This window comes from Acidovorax benzenivorans (assembly GCF_028680575.1).
Classification (GTDB): domain Bacteria; phylum Pseudomonadota; class Gammaproteobacteria; order Burkholderiales; family Burkholderiaceae_C; genus Acidovorax; species Acidovorax benzenivorans.
Window position 1 is genome coordinate 16,560 of sequence record NZ_JAPCKI010000015.1, and the last position, 17,470, is coordinate 34,029.

Sequence of the window (17,470 nt, forward strand, 5' to 3'; positions counted from 1 at the left end):
TCAATCAGCCCGCGCCTCGTCGCCGCGCTGTCCCAGGCGCTCTTGCAAGAACTCGATGAAGCGCTGCACCTTGGCAGGCAGCAAGCGGGTTTCCGTCAACGCATAGACCGGCGTCGGCTTGCCCGTCCAGTCCGGCAGGATCTTCTGCAGGCGACCCGCCGCCACATCGTCGGCCACGATTTCTGCAGGCAGGAGAACGATGCCCATGTCCAATGTGGCCAAGCTGCGGAACATGCCCACGCTGTTGACCAGAAACCGCCCGCCCACATCCACCTTCACGGTTTCTTCGCCCCGGTGCAGCTCCCAGGTGGCGGCCTTGGCAAACCCGAGGCATTCGTGCCCGGACAGTTGCGACGGATGTTCTGGCGCACCCGACACCTTCAGGTAGCCGGGTGACGCATAGGCCTGCACCGACAGCCGGGCCAGCAGCCGGGCAATCAGATTGGAGTCGCGGAGTTCACCCATGCGGATGGCCACGTCAAACGGCTCGGAAACCAGGTCCACCCGCCGGGGAGTGAGGTCGAAATCGAAGCTGATGCCGGGATAGCGGCGCGCGAAGTCTGCCACCAGCGGCGCCATGTAGATGGTCGCGAAATCGACCGGTAGCGAAGCGCGCAGCACGCCGCTGGGCTGCGCGAGCATTTCGCTGAGCTGCTCGTGCGCAATGCGCGCTTCATCCACGATCCGTCGGCTGCGCTCGTAGTACAGCTGCCCGGCTTCCGTGAGTTCGACCTTGCGTGTCGTGCGATGCAGCAGTCGCAGGCCGATGGCTTTCTCCAGCGCGCTGATCCTGCGCGACAGGGTCGAGTTCGGTACGCCGGTCACATCGGCTGCGCCCCTGAAGCTGCGAGCGTGTGCCACCTCCACAAACAGCGCCATGTCATTCAGCAACTCCAATTGATTGCTCCATTTATGAATCAATGATTGCCATTTTGATGTATTTATCTCTTGGTGGGAATAATAAAAAATACCGACATCGCATTCACAGGACCGATTCGATGTTCACCAGCACGGCAGTTCTTCCTGCAGCGGCCCCAAAGCAAAAGGGACTGGCCGACCGGACGGGCTGCTTCTGCAGCCAGTGCTTGTGACACCGCCGTCGCGGCCTATTTGCCAACCCCAATCCCAACGCCCCAGGAATCCAGAATGAATCCACTTTTCACTCCCGTCCGCATCGGCCGCCTCGTCGCCCCGAACCGCGTCCTCATGGCACCCATGACACGCTCTCGCGCCAGCGAAGATGGCATCGTTGGTGATTTGACGGTGACCTACTACGCCCAGCGCGCCAGTGCCGGTTTGATCATCACCGAGGGCGTGTTTCCTTCGGCCTTGGGCAAGGGCTACGTCAACACGCCCGGCATCGAGACGCCAGCCCAAGTGGCGGCCTGGAGGAAGGTGACCGAAGCGGTGCACGCCCGTGGCGGGCGCATCTTCATGCAGCTCATGCACTGCGGCCGCGTGTCGCACCCTTCACTGCTCAATGGCCAGACGCCTGTGGCGCCCTCTGCCATCCAGCCCGTAGGCCAAGCCTGGACGCCTGCGGGCCAGGTGGACTTCGTGACACCCCGTGCGCTGGGGCTGGAAGAAATTGCCGAGGTCATCGACGACTACCGCCAGGCCACCCGCCGGGCCCTCGACGCGGGCTTTGACGGCGTCGAGTTGCACGCTGCGTCGGGGTACCTTCCCGAACAGTTCCTGTCCTCGGGAAGCAACCAGCGCACGGACTTGTACGGCGGCTCGGTCGAGAACCGCGCGCGGTTCGTTCTGGAGGTGCTGGACGCCATGACCGTCGAAGCTGGCGCAGACCGTGTCGGTATCAAGATTTCGCCGGAGATGAACTACAACAGCATCACGGATGCTGCGCCCCAAGAGACCTACACGTACCTCGTGGGCCAACTGCGCGAGCGGGGCCTGGCGTACCTGCATGTCGCACTGTTCGGCAACCCGGCCGTGGACTACCACGCCGTGCTGCGCCCCCTGTTCAACGGCACCTACCTGATGGGCAGTGGCCTCACGCAAGAAAGCGCCGAGAAGCTGCTGCAAGACCAGCAGGCCGACGCTGCCGTGTTTGGTGCACCGTTTCTTGCCAACCCCGACCTGCCGGAGCGTTTTCGCGTGGGTGCTGCGCTCAACGCACCCGACCGCAACACGTTCTTCGCACCACCCACTGCCAAGGGCTACATCGACTATCCCGCGCTGGTGCCCGCACCAGCCGCCTGAGGCGGCGCGACTCCACAAGGAGAAACCACCATGACCACCATTGCCCGCATGCAGCGCGCCAACCGGGGAACGCAGTTCCGCGCCTACCGCTTGCACGGCTCCGATCCCACGCTGCTCGACCCCTTCATGGGCATCGACCATGCCTGGATGAGTGCGCCCACGTTCCCGCCGCATCCGCATGCAGGGTTCTCCGCCGTGACCTACTTGTTCCTCGACTCGGAGACCGGCATTGCCAACCGCGACTCGCAAGGGAACAGGACGCTGATTGAGCCTGGCGGACTGCACTGGACGGCTGCAGGGCGCGGGGTGGTGCATGAAGAAAACCCGGCTGTCCTTGGCAGCACCACGCACCTGCTGCAAATCTTCGTCAACTTGCCACAGGCCCGCCAGACCGACGCACCGTTCGCATTGACCTTGCACCCGCAGGACGTTCCGGTCGTGCAACGCTCGGGGGGCCGAGTGCGCGTGCCATTGGGCAGCTTTGCAGAGGCGAAGTCGCCATTGAATCCGCCCACCGACGTCACCCTGCTGGACGTTGCATTGGAGCCATGGGCCTCGGTGGACATACCCGTGCCCGCCGGTCAACGGGCGTTCTTCATGCCCGTGTTTGGCAGCGCGGAGATCGACGGCGAGGTGTTCGGCCTCGACGACCTCAGTGCGCCCATCTTGCCGACCAGTGCGAAGGCGACGACTCACAAACTGATGGCCAGAGCGAGCGGAGCCAAGGTTGCCGTCTTCATCGGCCAACCCCTGCACCAGCCCATTCTGTCGAATGGACCGATGACGTTTGCTAACCAGGAGCACCTGGTCGCTGCAGCCGCCGCCTATCAACGTGGCGAGTTGGGAAGCCTGTAAAGGCGCCGCACACCGCCGGGGCAGGTGTCCCGCACGCCCCATCTACTACGTAAGGAGCTACATCATGAAAGTTGAACAATTTACCGCCGAGAACTCTGCCTTGCTGCTCATCGATCACCAGGTCGGCACCATGCAGCTCATCAAGAACATCGACAAGGAGCTGGCGGCCAAGCAGTCAATTGCACTGGCGAAGATGGCCAAGATTCTCAACATGCCGGTCGTCATCACGTCCAGCCAGGAAGACCGCGCCCAGGGCCCGATCCTTCCGGAGATTGCACAAATCCTGCCGCAGGCGCACGAGGCACGCATCAAGCGCCCTGGCGTGGTGAACGCGTGGGCCTATCCTGATTTTCGCAAGGCCGTGCTCGCCACCGGTCGCAAGAACCTCATCATGGCGGGCGTGACCACCGACGTCTGTCTTATCTTCCCCGCCATTGATGCCGCCAAGGAAGGCTTCGGCGTGCAGGCGGTGATGGATGCCTCCGGCTCGCCCAGCGACCTGTCCGAAGAATTCTCGCGCCAGCGCATGCACGATGCCGGTGTGGTGCTCACCGCCACCAACACGCTGATGGCTGAAATTGCACAAGACTGGTCCACCCCCACCGGCCAGCAACTGATCACCCTGCTGTTCACCGACGTGTTCCCGGCACTGGGTGCAGGCATTGTCTGACGATTGGCCCGGTCAGCGGGTAAGGCCGCAGTTGGTTGGGGGCGGGAAAGTGACCAGCGACGTCATGGTCACTTGGGCATAGGGGCGGCGCTTCAGGCCTCCACCGGTTCCGCATCGCCTGCTGCAAACACTTCGCGTGCCGCTGCCAGTCCGTTGAGCGCGGCGGGAAAGCCTGCGTACACCGCCATCTGCATGAGCACTTCCACGATCTCTTCGCGGGTGACGCCCACATTCAACGCTGCCTGCAAATGCACCTTGAGTTGCGGCGTGGCGTTGCCCAGCGCGGTGAGCGCGGCGATCACCGCAATCTCGCGGCTGCGCAGATCCAGGCCGGGGCGCGAATAGATGTCGCCAAACGGAAACTCGATCAGGTAGCGGGCAAAGTCGGGCGCAATGTCGGCCAGGCTGGCGACGACGCGCTCACCGGCGTGGCCGTCGATTTCGCGCAGCTTGGCGAGGCCCTGGAGATAGCGGGGTTGGGTTTCGGGGGACATGGGGGCTTCCTTGGTGAGGTGACGATGGCGTGTGGCGAAGGGAAGCCTCCAGATCCCGGTAGTGCCCGATCTTGGCTTGCAGCACCTGTGCGGCTTGCTGCATGGCGGTGATGGTGGCCAGCACCTGAGCCAGGTGTTGCTCCAGCAGCTCGCGTCGCTCGGGGGCGGTGGCGTTCCCTTCGCTGCGCAGCCGCGCGAAGGCCTGCATTTGCCCGATGGGCATTTGGGTCTCGCGCAGGCGCAGCAGGAATCCGATCCATTCCATGTCCGAAGCCGCATAACGGCGCTGGCCGCCCGGCGCACGCGCCACGGGCGCGATCAGCCCGGCGCGCTCGTAGTAGCGCAGGGTGTGTGCGGTCAGGCCGGTGCGTTCGGCGACTTCGGCAATGGTGAGGAGGGATGCCATGGGAACGATTCTGAAAGTTAGAGCGCACTCTAAGTCAAGTGCCAAGTGCAGGCCTTGGGGCTTGGCCGGACGGAGCACTTTTAGCCTGCGGCTGCGGCCCCCCTTTTTTGCATCTTTCGTCCCAGTGCATCGGGGCAGCCCAGCCGTGAACCCAGGGGACAGCGCGGTGGCGCCGCTTGGTCGAGAATGCGGGTTGGTGCTGCGGCGGCGCCGTCGAATACGACCCCCTTTCACCACACTGCGCGGTCCAGGGCGCAGGCCCTTAGTCCTATCTTCTCACTGCGAGTCCTCCATGAACCCCTCCATCCCTACCACCGCGCTGCAGCTGCGCTCGCTTGTGCAAGCCGATGGCACCTTGCAGATCAGCCTGGAGCCGACACCCGTGCCCACGCCGGGGCCTGAAGAGGTGCTGATCCAGGTGCAGGCCACGCCCATCAACCCGTCGGACATCGGCCTGCTGCTGGGCCCCGCCGATTTGTCCACCGTGCAGGTCACGGGCACGGCCGAGCGGCCGGTGGCCACGGCCCGCATCCCTGAGCGCGCCATGCCGGGCATGGCGGCACGCCTGGGCCAGAGCATGCCGGTGGGCAACGAGGGCGCGGGCCTGGTGGTGGCCGCTGGCGCTTCGCCCGCCGCGCAGGCGCTGCTGGGGCGCACGGTGGCTGTGATTGGCGGCGCCATGTATGGGCAGTACCGTGCCATGCCCGCCGCACAGTGCCTGGTGCTGCCGACCGGCACCACGGCGGCCGAAGGGGCGTCGTGTTTTGTCAACCCGCTGACGGCGCTGAGCATGGTCGAGACCATGAAGCGCGAAGGCCACACCGCGCTGGTGCACACCGCAGCGGCCAGTAACCTGGGCCAGATGCTCAACAAGGTATGCCAGAAGGACGGCATTGGCCTGGTCAACATCGTGCGCAAGCCAGAGCAGGCGGCGCTGCTGCGCGGGCTGGGCGCGCAGCATGTGTGCGACAGCAGCGCGCCTACCTTCATGGCCGAGCTGACCGACGCGCTGGCCGCCACCGGCGCCACCATTGCGTTCGACGCCACGGGCGGTGGCACGCTGGCCGGGCAGATACTGCAGTGCATGGAAGCCGCCATCAACCGCACGGCCAAGGAGTACAGCCGCTACGGCTCGGCCGTGCACAAGCAGGTGTACCTGTATGGCCACCTGGACACCCGCCCCACCGAAATCCAGCGCACCTTTGGCATGGCATGGGGCGTGGGCGGGTGGCTGCTGTTTCCGTTTCTGCAGAAGATTGGCGACGAGGCCACCCAGGCGCTGCGGGCGCGTGTGGCTGCAGAGCTCAAGACCACCTTTGCCAGCCACTACGCACGCACGGTGTCGCTGGCAGGTGCGCTGAGCGCGGATGCCATCGCTTTTTATGGGCCGCGCAACACCGGGGCGAAGGTGTTGATGGATCCGTCGATGTGATTTGGGGCCCCCAACTTTGCGCAATGCATGGTTGGCGGCCTTTTTGAAGCACTAACAACCATCTCCGTTTGATCAGCCAATGACCCTCAAACTTCTTGCCGCTGCAGCGCTTGTGGCGTTGCCTGTGTACTCGTTCAGCCAGACATTTGATTGCTCTGCGTATAGCAACGTGGCTGACAACATGGCGTGTAAAAACCCAGCCATCCAGCAGCAAAAAGCAACGTACGAAAACATGCTGATGCAATTGCGGCGAGCCAATCCTGAGGCGAACAGGGCCATTGCTCAAATTGACCGCCAGAAGAAGCTGGAGGTACAGGCTCAATGCCAGGATGCCCGGTGCGTCTCGGCTTGGTACGACGCCCAAATGGCTGCCTTGCGCGATGGCACATGGGCACCGAAGCCGCCACCACCTGTTCAGCGCGCTCCTCACCCCATCAGCAATGAGGAGCGCAACGGCCTGCCTGCAGCGGGCAAAAGCGCACCGCAAGAATTGCGAGACCACCCGCAGCCACCAAAGGTTTTGGCTCCGAAGCCATCCGCGCAGCCCAAACCTGAACCGATGGTGGTCTCAGAGGAAGACAAAGCCCAGATGGCCGATGTCGTAACGCGCTTTTGGACAGGCAAGAAGTGCGCGGACTTCAGAGGACTCATGGCCAAGGGGACGTGGGATGCGCTGGCCGAAAATCTTGGGGCGTCGGACGACGCGATTTGCCGCACCTATGAGTCCATGCATGCCAAGGTTCAACGGGTACAGATCACAAGGTTCAAAGCCGAGGCGAAGGGGGTAGAGGTGGAGTCTGAAGTCTTTCTGGCGGGGGGTGTTTCCATGAGCCAATCGGACTACTTGGAGAAAGACAGCGGTACATGGAAGTTTGGCTCCCGGCCTTCTTCCCGTCCAAGTCGTTAGAGCCAGTCAAGCCGCACCTCCCTGAGGGCGCGATGCTGTGTGTACATTGCATTCCTGTTCCATACCAACACCGGAGACAAACCCGCCATGACCCTGCCGCTTCACCCCCTGGATGCTGACCTGTTTGCCCGCGCGCAGCCGCTGCTGGACGACGAGTGGCTGGCCCGCGACCCCGAACTGGCCCCCGTGCTGCCCACCGTGCTGGCGCGCAATGTGGGGCAGGACTGGCACAAGGCGGGCACGTTTCGCCACCACCTGGTGGGCGTGACGCGCACGCTGACGGTGTGGCAGCAGCCGCGCGACGTGCGTCTGCTGGGGCTGCTGCACAGCGTGTATGGCAATGCGTTTGTGGACCTGGTGAAGTTTGACCCCGCCAAGGAGCGCGCCCGCGTGCGCGAGATTGCGGGCGAGTCGGCCGAGCATCTGGTGTATTTGTTCTGTACCCAGTCGCGCACGCAGTTTGTGCAAAAGGTGCTGGCCCACGCGCTGGAGGCCGACGGCAGCCTGGTGCTGCAAAAAGACGGGCAGGACCACGTGCTCACGCCGTATGAGGTAGCGGCCTTCATCATCGTGAGCATGGCCGACACCATTGAGCAGTGGTTCAGCTGGCAGGACGACATCTTTTCGCGCTTCCCCGAGGTGCAGCACCGCAACCAGAAGGCGCACTGGGCGGCATCGCTCTGGCCTGGGCCCATGCGGCCGTCGGGGCGCATGGTGCACCAGATCAACGGGCTGGCCAAGGCGCTGCAGCACCCTGGCCTGAAGGATGTGCTGCCCATGCCGCCCGTGTTTGCGCACTGCACGCAGCACCTGTCTGCCGCCAACGAGGCGGCGGCTACGTCGCTGTACTGGTCCGTCATCCAGCAAGACCAGCCCCTGGTGGACCTGGACGTGGCCACAGGCGTGCTGGAGTCTGCCGTGCGCCACAACCCCTGGGTAGGCGAGCCGCAGATGGTGCTGGCACAGCTGTACCTGTCGGCTGGCCGCAAGGACGACGCCAAGGCCGCTGCCGAGAGCGCGCTGCACCTGTTCAGCGCCTGGGGCAACTCTTGGGACAAGCGCGTGCAGTGGGACGCCTGGGTGGCCTGGACGCGCATTCTGTTGCAGGGCGCGACGGTGGAGGGCACCTGGCCTGAGCGCTTGGACAAGCTCAATAACGTGGCGTTGCGCGGGTGAACGCAGAAGCAGGCGCAGGCAGTTTGATATGCGATTGGGTTGGAACGAAATAAAAACTTATTCGTTCCTGTTTTAACGGGAAAACCCTAGGATACGAGTCATCTCTCAACGAAAGGTTTTCCCTGTGAACAACAAGCGCCTCCTCCTGCAATCCGCTCTGGCCCTGGCCGCCGCTGCAGCTTTCTCCACCGGCGCCATGGCCCAAGACAAGCCCATCAAGGTGGGTGTGACGGGTGGCCCCCACGCGCAGATCTTTGAGCAGGTGAAGAAGGTTGCCGAGAAGGATGGCCTCAAGATCCAGGTCATTGAGTTCAGCGACTATGTGCAGCCCAACGCCGCGCTGGCTGCGGGCGACCTGGACGCCAACAGCTACCAGCACAAGCCTTACCTCGATGCGCAAGTGGCAGACCGTGGCTACAAGCTGGTGTCGGTGGGCTACACCGTCAACTTCCCCATCGGCCTGTATTCCAAGAAGGTCAAGAAGCTCGAAGACCTGAAGGAAGGCGCCAAGTTCGGCATCCCCAACGACCCCACCAACGGCGGCCGTGTGCTGCTGGTGCTGCAGGACAAGGGCCTGATCAAGCTGCGTGACGGCGCGGGCCTCAAGGCCACGCCGCTGGACGTGGTGAGCAACCCCAAGAAGCTCAAGTTCGTCGAACTCGACGCCGCCCAGCTGCCCCGTTCGCTGGACGACCTGGACGCCTCGGCCATCAACACCAACTTTGCGTTGTCGGCGGGCCTGAACCCTGGCAAGGACGCGATTGCCCAAGAAAACGCCAAGAGCCCCTACGTCAACCTGATCGCGGTGCGCGAGGCCGACAAGGACAAGCCCTGGGTGGCCAAGCTGGTGAAGGCCTACCACTCGGAAGAGGTGAAGAAGTTCATCCAGACCGAGTTCAAGGGCTCGGTGCTGCCAGGGTTCTGAGACTGAGCGCTCAGCGCAGACACGTCATTTGCAGACACGTCATGGCAACGGGGCCGCAGCGGCCCTGGGCTGTGGCTTCCTCTCCCCAACCCTCTCCCGCAAGGGGAGAGGGGGCGGATGAGTGGTGACTTCAACAACAGTCACATATCCAAGCATTTTGGCTGCTGGCGCTTATCCATAAAGCGCAAGTAGCTATTTAAATGATAGCAAATAGCCGACCCCATTCCCCAGCGTTGCACTGGGAAAACAGCGGTGTCGCGCTTGCATACACAATGAGAGAGTAACGTCCGGTAACACCCACCCCCCTCCAACATGCCCTTCGCGGAACGAATCCTCACAGCGGTCTGGTTGAGTACGACCACGCTGTTGTTCGTTGCGTCGCTGTGGGCTCCGGCTCCAGGCGTGCGGCTGTTTTTGGACAATGCCTCCTGGACGCTGGCGTTTGGGCTATCGGCCTTCTGGGCCTGGCGCGGCTGGCGGCTGGTGCCACCCGCAGACCGCACGCTGCACACCGGCTTGCTCGCTTTTGCCGTGTTGCTGGCCCTGGGGCAGATGGTGTGGAACCTGCAGGTGGCGCTGGACTGGAACTCGTTCCCTGCACCCGCCGACCTGTTGTTTCTGGCCGGTGGGCCGCTGTGGGCCGCCACCGTCATCCGCGCCACGTTTGCTCGCCTCTCGCGCGACCGGGCCTACCCTGCAGCGCTGGACTTTGCCGGGGCAGTGCTGGCGCTACTGGCCTTCACGCTGGTGGTTTACCTGCCCTCGGGCGGGGTGGAGTCACTGGCCGTGGGCGCGGTGCTGGTGTTGTACCCGGCGGGGTTTCTTGCTGCGGCGGGTGTCACCGCGCTGGCCATTCCCACGGTGGGTGTGCGCATTGAGCGCGCCCACCTGCAGGTGCTGGCGGGTCTGCTGGGCTATGGCCTGAGCTGGATGCAGTGGAACATCATGGTCATCAGCGGCACGGTGCAGCCGGGCATCTGGTTCAACGCCAGCTTCAGCGTGTCGGCGCTGTTGTTGGGCTGGGGCTCGCGCTGGCTGCGTTTCGAGATATCGGCGGACGCCGACTACCGCCGCGAATGCGACCAGGCCATGAACTACGTGCCGCTGCTGTCGATGACGCTGGCGGCCATCACCCTGGTGCTTTTGTTTGTGGCGCCCGACGGGCGGGCCGGGCTGCAGGCGCTGATCCTGGCGTGCTGCCTGCTGGTGCTGCTGCTGGCCGCGCTGCGCCAGACCATTGTGGTCAGCCTGCTCAACCGCCTGCGCACGGCCGAGGCCGCTGTGCTGCGCAACGAAGAGCTGCTGTACCGGGTGGCGCACTTTGATGCGCTCACCGGCCTGCCCAACCGCCGCTACTTTGAAGACGCGCTGGAGCGCGCGGTGGCCGGGGCGGCCCGCGACACGCAGAGCACCAACCGCCGTGTGGCGCTGCTGCTGATCGACCTGGACCACTTCAAGAGCGTGAACGAAACCTACGGCCACCGCGTGGGCGACGCGTTGCTGAGTGAGGTGGCCCAGCGCATCACCCAGCTGCTGGCAGGGCAGGGCCTGGTGTCGCGGCTGGCCAATGACCAGTTCACCGTGATGCTGCTGCGCCCTGCGTCGCGCACCGAGCTGGCGCAGCTGGCCACCTCGCTGGTGGAGGGCCTGGCGCAGCCCTGGGATCTGTTGGAAGTGGGCGCGCAGTACATGGGCGCCAGCCTGGGCATCAGCCTGTACCCGGACGACTCTGCCAACAGCGTGGAGCTGGTGCGCCACGCCCATTCGGCGCTGCACGCCACCAAGAGCGCAGGGCGGGGCTCGTACCGCTTCTACATCGAGGAGTTCACGCAGATCACGCGCGACCGGCTGGAGTTGCGCCGCCGCCTGCACAGCGCGCTGCAGGGGGGCGAGTTCACGCTGGTGTACCAACCCCAGCTCAACCAGCAGCGCCAGACTGTGGGCGCCGAGGCGCTGCTGCGCTGGTCGGTGGACGGCAAGGTGGTGTCGCCCGATGAGTTCATCCCGTTGGCCGAAGAGAGCGGGCTCATCGTGCCGATTGGGCTGTGGGTGTTCGAGACCGCCTGCCGCCAGGTGGCGCAGTGGCGCGCCGAGGGCTGGCAGGTGCCGGTGGTGTCGGTCAATGTCTCCACCATCCAGCTGCGCGAGCCGGGGTTTACCCAGACCCTGCTGGGCGTGACCCAGCGCGCTGGGGTGGCACCTGCAGGCCTGGTGCTGGAGTTCACCGAGTCACAGTTGCTGGACGAGTCGCTGTACGCCATAGCGCTGGACTTGAAGAACGCGGGTTTTGCGCTGTCGATCGACGACTTTGGCACCGGCCACTCGTCGCTCATCAAACTGCGGCGCCTGCCGGTGAGCGAACTGAAGATCGACAAGGTGTTTGTGCGCGACATCGCGCACGACGTGAACGACCGCGAGATCTGCGCCACAGTCAACGCACTGGCCCGCACGCTGGGCCTGGAGGTGGTGGCCGAAGGCGTCGAGACCGAGGAGCAGCTGCAGTTCCTGATCCGCATGGGCTGCGATCGTTTTCAGGGCTGGTTGTTTGCGCCGGCCCTGGCGCCCCAGCAGCTGGCCCAGCAGTGGCTGCAGCGGCAGGCACCGCCCGCTACGCAGTGACTGTGGGCACCGTACGGTGTTGTGAGTGGTGGCGATTAATCAAAAATGATAGCTGTTCAGGCATATTCCACCGGCGCATCTGGCCACTTTGCCTTCATAAACGCCAAAACCCGGCGCAGGGCCGGGTTTCAGGGGCATCGCAGGGCTGGCGCCCTGGGCGTTGTCAGCTGTGCAGCACTTATGCGGCCTGCGACACGCGGGCCTGGTTGGCGGCCACGCTGGTGTGGGTGGTGATTTCCACATCGGCCGAGGCCAGGGCGGCGGCCTTGGCGTCGGGGCCCATGGCCACGCCTTCAGCGCGCACAAAGCGCACGTCGGTGATGCCGAAGAAGCCAAACACCACCTTCAGGTAGCTCTCCTGGTGTTCCATCGCCTGGCCGCCTTCGCTGGTCGAGTACACGCCGCCACGGGTGGAGGCCACGATCACCGTCTTGCCACCGGCCAGACCCACGGGGCCCTTGTCGGTGTACTTGAAGGTGCGGCCAGCCTGGGCCAGGCGGTCGATCCAGGCCTTGAGCTGGCTGGGGATGGAGAAGTTGTACAGCGGTGCGCCAATCACGATCACGTCGGAGGCCAGGAACTGGCTCACCAGTGCTTCAGACAGCGCGTTTTCAGCGCGTTCTGCCTCGGTGGTAGCGGCCTGGCCGGTGCGGAAACCCAGCGACTGGGCCGACAGGTGCGAAGGGGCCTGCTGTGCCAGGTCCAGGTATTGCACGGTGGTGGCGGGGTGAGCCGCTTGCCATGCAGCCACGGTGCGGGCGGTCAGTTGGCGGGACACGGATTGATCGCCCGTGATGGCTGAGTCGACGTGAAGCAGTTGCATGAGGGAACTCCTTGGGTTCTGTGGATCGGAGCCACAGCGTGTGGCCATGGGGTGAATTGTGAGGATGGATCAATTTGTTGATAAGGTAGTGAACTTGCGATAGATTGTTCTATCCATAGGACGATGAAGCCCATGCAAGATCTCAACGACATGCTGTATTTCGCCGAAGTGGTGGAGCGCGGTGGCTTTGCCGCTGCGGGCCGCGCGCTCGGTATCCCCAAGTCGCGCCTGTCGCGCCGGGTGTCTGACCTGGAAACGCAGCTGGGTGTGCGTCTGCTGCAGCGCACCACCCGCAAGCTCTCGCTGACCGAAGTGGGCGAAGCGTATCTGCGCCATTGCCAGGCCATGCGCGAGTCGGCTCAGGCGGCGGCCGACACCGTGGCCCAGGTGCAGACCACGCCGCGCGGCACCATCCGCGTGAGCTGCCCGGTGACGCTGGCGCAGACCGTGGTGGCCGAGCTGATGCCCCGGTTTCTCGCCCAGTACCCCGAGGTGCGCATCGACATGCTGGTGAGCAACCGCGCGGTGAACCTGGTGGAGGAGGGCATCGATGTGGCGTTGCGCGTGCGCCCGTCGGTGGACGACAGCGGCAGCATGGTTGTCAAGCGCCTGGACCACACCACACAGATCCTGGTGGCCAGCCCCGAGCTGCTGATCCGCCAGGGCACGCCCAAGACGCTGGACGATCTGGCCAAGCTCGACAGCATTGCCATGTCGGCCCCCGAGGGCCGGTCCACCTGGAACCTGATTGGCCCCGGCGGCGCGCACCAGGTGGTGCAGCACACCCCGCGCTATGTGGCCGATGACCTGCTCACGCTCAAATACGCCGCCGTGGCGGGCACGGGCGTGTGCTGGATGCCCGACTACATGTGCCAGGAAGAAATGCGCGAGCGCAAGCTGGTGCGGGTGCTGCCTGACTGGGCGCCGGCGCCGGCCATCGTGCACGCCGTGTTCCCCTCACGCCGGGGCCTGTCGCCCGCCGTGCGGCGGTTTCTGGACTACCTGGGCGAGGTGATGCCCGGACTCAGCAGCCTGAGCACGCGGCAGGCGCAGCAAGGGCTGGACGGAGCCAATATCTGAGCAAAGGCAACTGGCTGGCTCGGGTTCACTCAGCGTCGCGCCTTTTGGCGCCACAATGCAACGAATTGCAACTGTGCGGGACCTGCTCTGCGCGTACCGGTCGGTACGGTAAAGACATGGCCCCGGGGACTTCCTGTGACCACTTCTCACCCTATAGACGCCGACATCCGGCAAGCGCGCCTGCATCCCGCCGTGCGCGCCATTGTGGTCCCGCCGTGCCCTGAGTCGTTGTTGCGCCTGCAGCAGATCGTCGCGGCACCTGAGCTGGATTCAACCGCCCTGGAGCAACTGGCGTCGTCGGATGTGGCCCTGGCCGCTGCCGTCATGCGGCTGGCCAACAGCCCGCTCTATGGCCTGGCGCAGCCGGTGCCGACTGTGGGTATGGCGCTTACCGTGGTGGGGCTGCGGCCTGCGGTGGAGCTGCTGTCGGCATTCATCACGCGCAACGCACTGCAGGTGCGGTCCCCGCTGCTGGAGCATTTCTGGGAAAGCTCCCAGCGCCGGGCCATGGCCTGCGAACACATTGGCCACCAGCTCTACAGTTTTAACCCCGGCCTCGGCTACAGCTTCGGCCTGTTCTGCCATGTGGGCATGCCCGTGCTGGTGAAGGCCGTGCGTGGGTACGCAGGTACGGTGACCGAAGCTCTGGCCCGCAAGGATCGCACCTTCACGCAAACAGAAAACGCCAGCCACCGCACCGACCACGCCGTGATGGGCGCCATCGTGGCGCGCACCTGGCATCTGCCCGGTGACGTGGCCCAGGCTATCTGGTTGCATCACGACTTTGCGTGTCTGGATGACGAGCGTTTTGACCCCACCGTGCGCCACCTGGTGGCGATGGGCCTGCTGGCCGAGTTTCTGGTCAACCAGCACGACAACCTGCCGCCCACGCGCGAATGGCTGCAGCACGGGCAGGCCTGCATGGATCACCTGCATGTGACGCAAGATGAACTGGACCACTGGATCGACGCACTGCACCCGGCGTTTGAGGCCGTGCGGTTCTGAGGTTTGCTGATACAGGTTCGCGTTTGCTCCATCAAAACCGCGCGGGCTGAGCCCGCCGAAGCCGCCCTCAGCGGGCCGTGTTCATCAACTCGGCAAGGCGTGTATGCCCCCGCTGTGTGGCCCACTGCGCAGCAGTCAGGCCGTCGCGGTCCACCAGCTTGGGGTTGGCTCCCAAGGCCAGAAGCTTCTGGACGGTGGTGGTGTGGCCGTTCATGGCCGCCAGCATCAAGGCGGTCCTGCCCTCGTTGTCGCGGGTGTCCACGGGGGTGCCTTGCTGGATGAGGTTTTCCACCTGCAAGGCACTGCCTGCGCGGGCGGCGTCCCAAATACTGCCTGGCAACGGCTCGGCGAGTCTCTTTGATACCGAGGGAGTTGCGGCGGCGTTTGCAGCCTGGGGTGCTGGCGCTGCTTTCTGGAGGGCCTGGTCCGCGTGCGCCGTGGCGCGCTCCTGCCGGTCGGCACTGGGGGCTGCGGCCGTGGAGGGCGATGCAGGAAAGTCTGCCATGGCGCCGGTTGCGCGGGGCTCTGGTGCTGCTTCGGCCTCAGCGGTTGCTGGAGAGGCTGGTGCAGGCCAAGGTGCGGCCGCGGGTTTTGGCGCAGGCGCAGCCTTGGCCAATGGCTGGGTCGGTGCCGGTGTGGTGGACGGGGGGCGCGCGGCTCCAGCCTCAGCCGATGAACTGGTCGATGAACTGGTGGCGCCGCGAGTGCGCTCCTGCAGGCTTTCGGGGGCGGACGGGGTTGCCGGTGTGGGCTCGGCTGAAGGGGCTGAAGGGGCTGGGACGGGCAGTGTTGCGGGTGCCGGTGTCGCCGCCCGCCGGTGGCTGAAGGCCGCGTCCCTTTCTTCGGGCGTGCCGTGCTCAAACTGCAGCATCAGCAAACCGGTCAGGCCCACTACGGCCACTGTGGCCAGGGCGGAGATTTTCCAGCGCGGCTGGTTGGCGGCATTGTGTGCAGCGGCGGGCGTTGCAGGCTGTGGCGCCGAGGCAGCATGGCTTGCGGTTGCCATCATCTGCGCATGGGCCCGCACGGCCTCGCGCACATGCGCGCCGGGGCGGGCGCCCTCCTGCGCGCTGGCTTCGTGGTAGCGCCGGACCAGCTCGTCGTCCTGCCGGTTCATACAAACTCCTTGAGGTGCTGGCGCAGGCTGGCCCGCGCGTAACGCAGGCGGCTCTTGGCGGTTTCAAAGTTCACGCCGGTGGCCTCGGCAATCTCCTGCACGCTCAGGTCGCCCTCGGCCTGCAGCAAGAAGGCCTCGCGCTGCTCCAGCGGCAGTTGCTCCACGGCGGCGATGAGCGCGGTGGCTTGCTGGCGCGATTGCAGTTGTCGCACGGGGCCAAAGCCGGAGTCCGCCACCAGCGTGTCTGCCAGGCGGCGCGCGTCGTCGTCGCTGGCGTCCAGGCTGGTGTGGTGTTTGGCGGTGCGCAGGTGGTCCACCAGCCGGTGGTGTGCCAGGGTGAACAGCCAGGTGCGGAACTTGGCCTTGACTTCATAGCTACGGGCGTTGCGCGCCACGGCAAACCACACGTCCTGCAGCAGGTCGTCGGCCACCGCCTGCACCTTGACGCTGCGAAACACAAACCGCCATACGGCCAGTTCGTGCCGGGCGTACAGCGTGTCGAATGCGCCCAGGTCACCCCCGGCATAAAGCAGCATGAGTGTTTCGTCAGACCCGTCCGAATGGGTGGGGGCGGTGGAGGAGGCGGCTGGCACCCGCGCATTATGCGAGGCTCTCATGCCGCCCGTGGGCCCGTGCGCAGCGGGTGCTTTCAAGCCCTACCTTGGGTCGGGAACATAAGACAGGTTGTCCGACTGTGGAAACGCGCGGGGCGCATGGGGCCGCGCGATGGGTTCGCGGATCACACCCGCAGCGATCAGGTTCTCGCGGCTGTCGTAGCGAATGCTGATGACTTCGTTGGGGCGGTTCTGCAGTCGGGTGAAAGTGGTGTGCGAGACGACGGATGTCTCGCGCTGGCCGTGAGCCGTACCCAGCTTGGCCGATGGCATAGGCGCCGCCTTGGTCACGCTGTCTGCGGGTATTGAGCGCGCTGCAGACTCGGCTTCCGACGCCGGTGCAGGGGCTGCGGCGGCGGGCGCAGCCGGTGCAGCCCCCTGCGGCGAGGGAAGCAAGGGCGCGGGTTCTTGGCGCAGACGCCCCAGGCTGTTGCCGGTCTCGTTGCTGCTGTCGCGGCGCTGGCTGTAGGGCTCGGGGATGGCGGCAGGCAGGGGCAGCTGCTCGCGGAACAGCGCCACGCCAATCACCCCTACATGTGCCGGGCGCCCCGTGCGACTGGCATACGCGTTGGCAACGTGGGAGAACTCAAACGCGGCCACCTGGCTGTCGCTTTTGCGCCAGCCAGTGATCTGGTAGCGCTCGTAGGGCGAGAACACATACCCGCGCTGGTCCCACGCAGCGGTTTCGCCGCTGAGCACATTGACACCGTCCACCGACGGCACGGCCAGCACCCGCTCGCCCATCCGGTTGCGCACGGTGATGGCATACCGCGCACCGGGGCGCCCGGCCACCCAGTATTCGCCTTGGGCGTAATGCACCGGCAATGTGGCACCCGTGTCGCGGTCCACGATGGTGACGTCGGCCAGGCGGCCAATGGCATGGGCAGGAAGGTGGGCCAGGCCCAGCAGCGCGGCCAGTGCCGCAAGGGCGGGGAGGGTAAGGGACCAGGGTTTCATGGCAGCTCCATCAAAAAAGTGGTGGTGCTGGGTGAAACGAACGGGGCGGGTGAATGGGGTTAAACCCGGCGCAAAAAATACAGAGGCGCCAATGGCGCAGGAAATAGCGGGCGCTTTTAGATGATTTGGCGATTAAATAACAAAAATTAAGTCGTTTGGGTTTTAAGGCG

Annotated in this window: 17 protein-coding genes; 10 read left to right on the forward strand and 7 right to left on the reverse strand. The window is 65.0% G+C overall.

The window, feature by feature from the left end:
• The gene (locus OIN59_RS19760) at positions 1 to 897 is read right to left on the reverse strand and encodes a LysR family transcriptional regulator (protein WP_274113057.1); all 897 of its coding nucleotides are present in this window, start codon (positions 895 to 897) and stop codon (positions 1 to 3) included.
• Between the two features lie 249 nt (positions 898 to 1,146).
• Between OIN59_RS19760 and OIN59_RS19765 the strand changes: the two genes are divergently transcribed.
• The 3 genes from OIN59_RS19765 (at position 1,147) to OIN59_RS19775 (ending at position 3,745) form a co-directional block, all read left to right on the forward strand.
• Complete coding sequence (locus OIN59_RS19765; RefSeq protein WP_274113059.1) at positions 1,147 to 2,220, forward strand: alkene reductase; 1,074 nt, start codon at positions 1,147 to 1,149, stop codon at positions 2,218 to 2,220.
• Positions 2,221 to 2,250: 30 nt separating this feature from the next.
• Positions 2,251 to 3,075, forward strand: a complete 825-nt coding sequence (locus OIN59_RS19770) for a pirin family protein (protein ID WP_274113061.1) — start codon at positions 2,251 to 2,253, stop codon at positions 3,073 to 3,075.
• 64 nt (positions 3,076 to 3,139) lie between these two features.
• Positions 3,140 to 3,745: an isochorismatase family protein gene (locus OIN59_RS19775; RefSeq protein WP_274113063.1), complete on the forward strand. Its 606-nt coding sequence runs from the start codon at positions 3,140 to 3,142 to the stop codon at positions 3,743 to 3,745.
• A 92-nt stretch (positions 3,746 to 3,837) separates the two neighbouring features.
• On the opposite strand, the gene OIN59_RS19780 is transcribed toward OIN59_RS19775, so the two are convergent.
• Both OIN59_RS19780 and OIN59_RS19785 read right to left on the reverse strand, forming a co-directional pair.
• Entirely contained in the window at positions 3,838 to 4,239 is a 402-nt protein-coding gene (locus OIN59_RS19780) for a carboxymuconolactone decarboxylase family protein (RefSeq protein WP_274113065.1), read from the reverse strand.
• Positions 4,166 to 4,645, reverse strand: a complete 480-nt coding sequence (locus tag OIN59_RS19785; RefSeq protein WP_274113067.1) for a MerR family transcriptional regulator — start codon at positions 4,643 to 4,645, stop codon at positions 4,166 to 4,168. The genes OIN59_RS19780 and OIN59_RS19785 overlap by 74 nt, the downstream gene beginning before the upstream one ends.
• Before the next feature lie 292 nt (positions 4,646 to 4,937).
• Here OIN59_RS19785 and OIN59_RS19790 point away from each other — a divergent pair, with 292 nt between their 5' ends.
• The 5 genes from OIN59_RS19790 to OIN59_RS19810 all read left to right on the forward strand — a co-directional run bounded on the left by OIN59_RS19790 (position 4,938) and on the right by OIN59_RS19810 (position 11,704).
• Positions 4,938 to 6,077: a zinc-binding dehydrogenase gene (locus OIN59_RS19790; RefSeq protein WP_274113069.1), complete on the forward strand. Its 1,140-nt coding sequence runs from the start codon at positions 4,938 to 4,940 to the stop codon at positions 6,075 to 6,077.
• A 79-nt stretch (positions 6,078 to 6,156) separates the two neighbouring features.
• The gene (locus tag OIN59_RS19795; protein ID WP_274113071.1) at positions 6,157 to 6,984 is read left to right on the forward strand and encodes a lysozyme inhibitor LprI family protein; all 828 of its coding nucleotides are present in this window, start codon (positions 6,157 to 6,159) and stop codon (positions 6,982 to 6,984) included.
• 87 nt (positions 6,985 to 7,071) lie between these two features.
• Positions 7,072 to 8,160, forward strand: coding sequence for a DUF6817 domain-containing protein (locus OIN59_RS19800; RefSeq protein WP_274113073.1), 1,089 nt, complete (start codon positions 7,072 to 7,074; stop codon positions 8,158 to 8,160).
• Positions 8,161 to 8,284: 124 nt separating this feature from the next.
• Positions 8,285 to 9,085 (forward strand): MetQ/NlpA family ABC transporter substrate-binding protein, encoded by an 801-nt coding sequence (locus OIN59_RS19805; RefSeq protein WP_274113092.1) that lies wholly within the window; start codon positions 8,285 to 8,287, stop codon positions 9,083 to 9,085.
• 312 nt (positions 9,086 to 9,397) lie between these two features.
• On the forward strand, positions 9,398 to 11,704 hold the full coding sequence (locus OIN59_RS19810) for a putative bifunctional diguanylate cyclase/phosphodiesterase (RefSeq protein ID WP_274113094.1): 2,307 nt from the start codon (positions 9,398 to 9,400) through the stop codon (positions 11,702 to 11,704).
• A 178-nt stretch (positions 11,705 to 11,882) separates the two neighbouring features.
• Here OIN59_RS19810 and OIN59_RS19815 read toward each other — a convergent pair whose 3' ends face one another.
• Entirely contained in the window at positions 11,883 to 12,527 is a 645-nt protein-coding gene (locus tag OIN59_RS19815; RefSeq protein WP_274113095.1) for an FMN-dependent NADH-azoreductase, read from the reverse strand.
• A gap of 132 nt (positions 12,528 to 12,659) precedes the next feature.
• Between OIN59_RS19815 and OIN59_RS19820 the strand changes: the two genes are divergently transcribed.
• Both OIN59_RS19820 and OIN59_RS19825 read left to right on the forward strand, forming a co-directional pair.
• A complete protein-coding gene (locus OIN59_RS19820) occupies positions 12,660 to 13,607 on the forward strand; it encodes a LysR family transcriptional regulator (RefSeq protein WP_274113097.1) in 948 nt (315 codons plus the stop codon).
• A 135-nt stretch (positions 13,608 to 13,742) separates the two neighbouring features.
• Positions 13,743 to 14,612: an HDOD domain-containing protein gene (locus OIN59_RS19825; protein WP_274113099.1), complete on the forward strand. Its 870-nt coding sequence runs from the start codon at positions 13,743 to 13,745 to the stop codon at positions 14,610 to 14,612.
• Between the two features lie 67 nt (positions 14,613 to 14,679).
• On the opposite strand, the gene OIN59_RS19830 is transcribed toward OIN59_RS19825, so the two are convergent.
• From OIN59_RS19830 to OIN59_RS19840, 3 genes are all read right to left on the reverse strand, one after another.
• Positions 14,680 to 15,729, reverse strand: a complete 1,050-nt coding sequence (locus OIN59_RS19830) for an ankyrin repeat domain-containing protein (RefSeq protein WP_274113101.1) — start codon at positions 15,727 to 15,729, stop codon at positions 14,680 to 14,682.
• On the reverse strand, positions 15,726 to 16,265 hold the full coding sequence (locus OIN59_RS19835) for a sigma-70 family RNA polymerase sigma factor (RefSeq protein WP_274113104.1): 540 nt from the start codon (positions 16,263 to 16,265) through the stop codon (positions 15,726 to 15,728). The genes OIN59_RS19830 and OIN59_RS19835 overlap by 4 nt, the downstream gene beginning before the upstream one ends.
• 120 nt (positions 16,266 to 16,385) lie before the next feature.
• Positions 16,386 to 17,300: a hypothetical protein gene (locus OIN59_RS19840; protein WP_274113106.1), complete on the reverse strand. Its 915-nt coding sequence runs from the start codon at positions 17,298 to 17,300 to the stop codon at positions 16,386 to 16,388.
• Between the last annotated feature and the right edge of the window lie 170 nt (positions 17,301 to 17,470).

What these genes read in the sequence shown, in the direction of transcription:
- OIN59_RS19765 (WP_274113059.1), top strand. Translation starts at nt 1,147, where the DNA reads ATGAATCCACTTTTCACTCCCGTCCGCATCGGCCGCCTCGTCGCCCCG.
- OIN59_RS19770 (WP_274113061.1), top strand. Translation starts at nt 2,251, where the DNA reads ATGACCACCATTGCCCGCATGCAGCGCGCCAACCGGGGAACGCAGTTC.
- OIN59_RS19775 (WP_274113063.1), top strand. Translation starts at nt 3,140, where the DNA reads ATGAAAGTTGAACAATTTACCGCCGAGAACTCTGCCTTGCTGCTCATC.
- OIN59_RS19780 (WP_274113065.1), bottom strand. Translation starts at nt 4,239, where the DNA reads ATGTCCCCCGAAACCCAACCCCGCTATCTCCAGGGCCTCGCCAAGCTG.
- OIN59_RS19785 (WP_274113067.1), bottom strand. Translation starts at nt 4,645, where the DNA reads ATGGCATCCCTCCTCACCATTGCCGAAGTCGCCGAACGCACCGGCCTG.
- OIN59_RS19790 (WP_274113069.1), top strand. Translation starts at nt 4,938, where the DNA reads ATGAACCCCTCCATCCCTACCACCGCGCTGCAGCTGCGCTCGCTTGTG.
- OIN59_RS19795 (WP_274113071.1), top strand. Translation starts at nt 6,157, where the DNA reads ATGACCCTCAAACTTCTTGCCGCTGCAGCGCTTGTGGCGTTGCCTGTG.
- OIN59_RS19800 (WP_274113073.1), top strand. Translation starts at nt 7,072, where the DNA reads ATGACCCTGCCGCTTCACCCCCTGGATGCTGACCTGTTTGCCCGCGCG.
- OIN59_RS19810 (WP_274113094.1), top strand. Translation starts at nt 9,398, where the DNA reads ATGCCCTTCGCGGAACGAATCCTCACAGCGGTCTGGTTGAGTACGACC.
- OIN59_RS19815 (WP_274113095.1), bottom strand. Translation starts at nt 12,527, where the DNA reads ATGCAACTGCTTCACGTCGACTCAGCCATCACGGGCGATCAATCCGTG.
- OIN59_RS19820 (WP_274113097.1), top strand. Translation starts at nt 12,660, where the DNA reads ATGCAAGATCTCAACGACATGCTGTATTTCGCCGAAGTGGTGGAGCGC.
- OIN59_RS19830 (WP_274113101.1), bottom strand. Translation starts at nt 15,729, where the DNA reads ATGAACCGGCAGGACGACGAGCTGGTCCGGCGCTACCACGAAGCCAGC.
- OIN59_RS19835 (WP_274113104.1), bottom strand. Translation starts at nt 16,265, where the DNA reads ATGCTGCTTTATGCCGGGGGTGACCTGGGCGCATTCGACACGCTGTAC.
- OIN59_RS19840 (WP_274113106.1), bottom strand. Translation starts at nt 17,300, where the DNA reads ATGAAACCCTGGTCCCTTACCCTCCCCGCCCTTGCGGCACTGGCCGCG.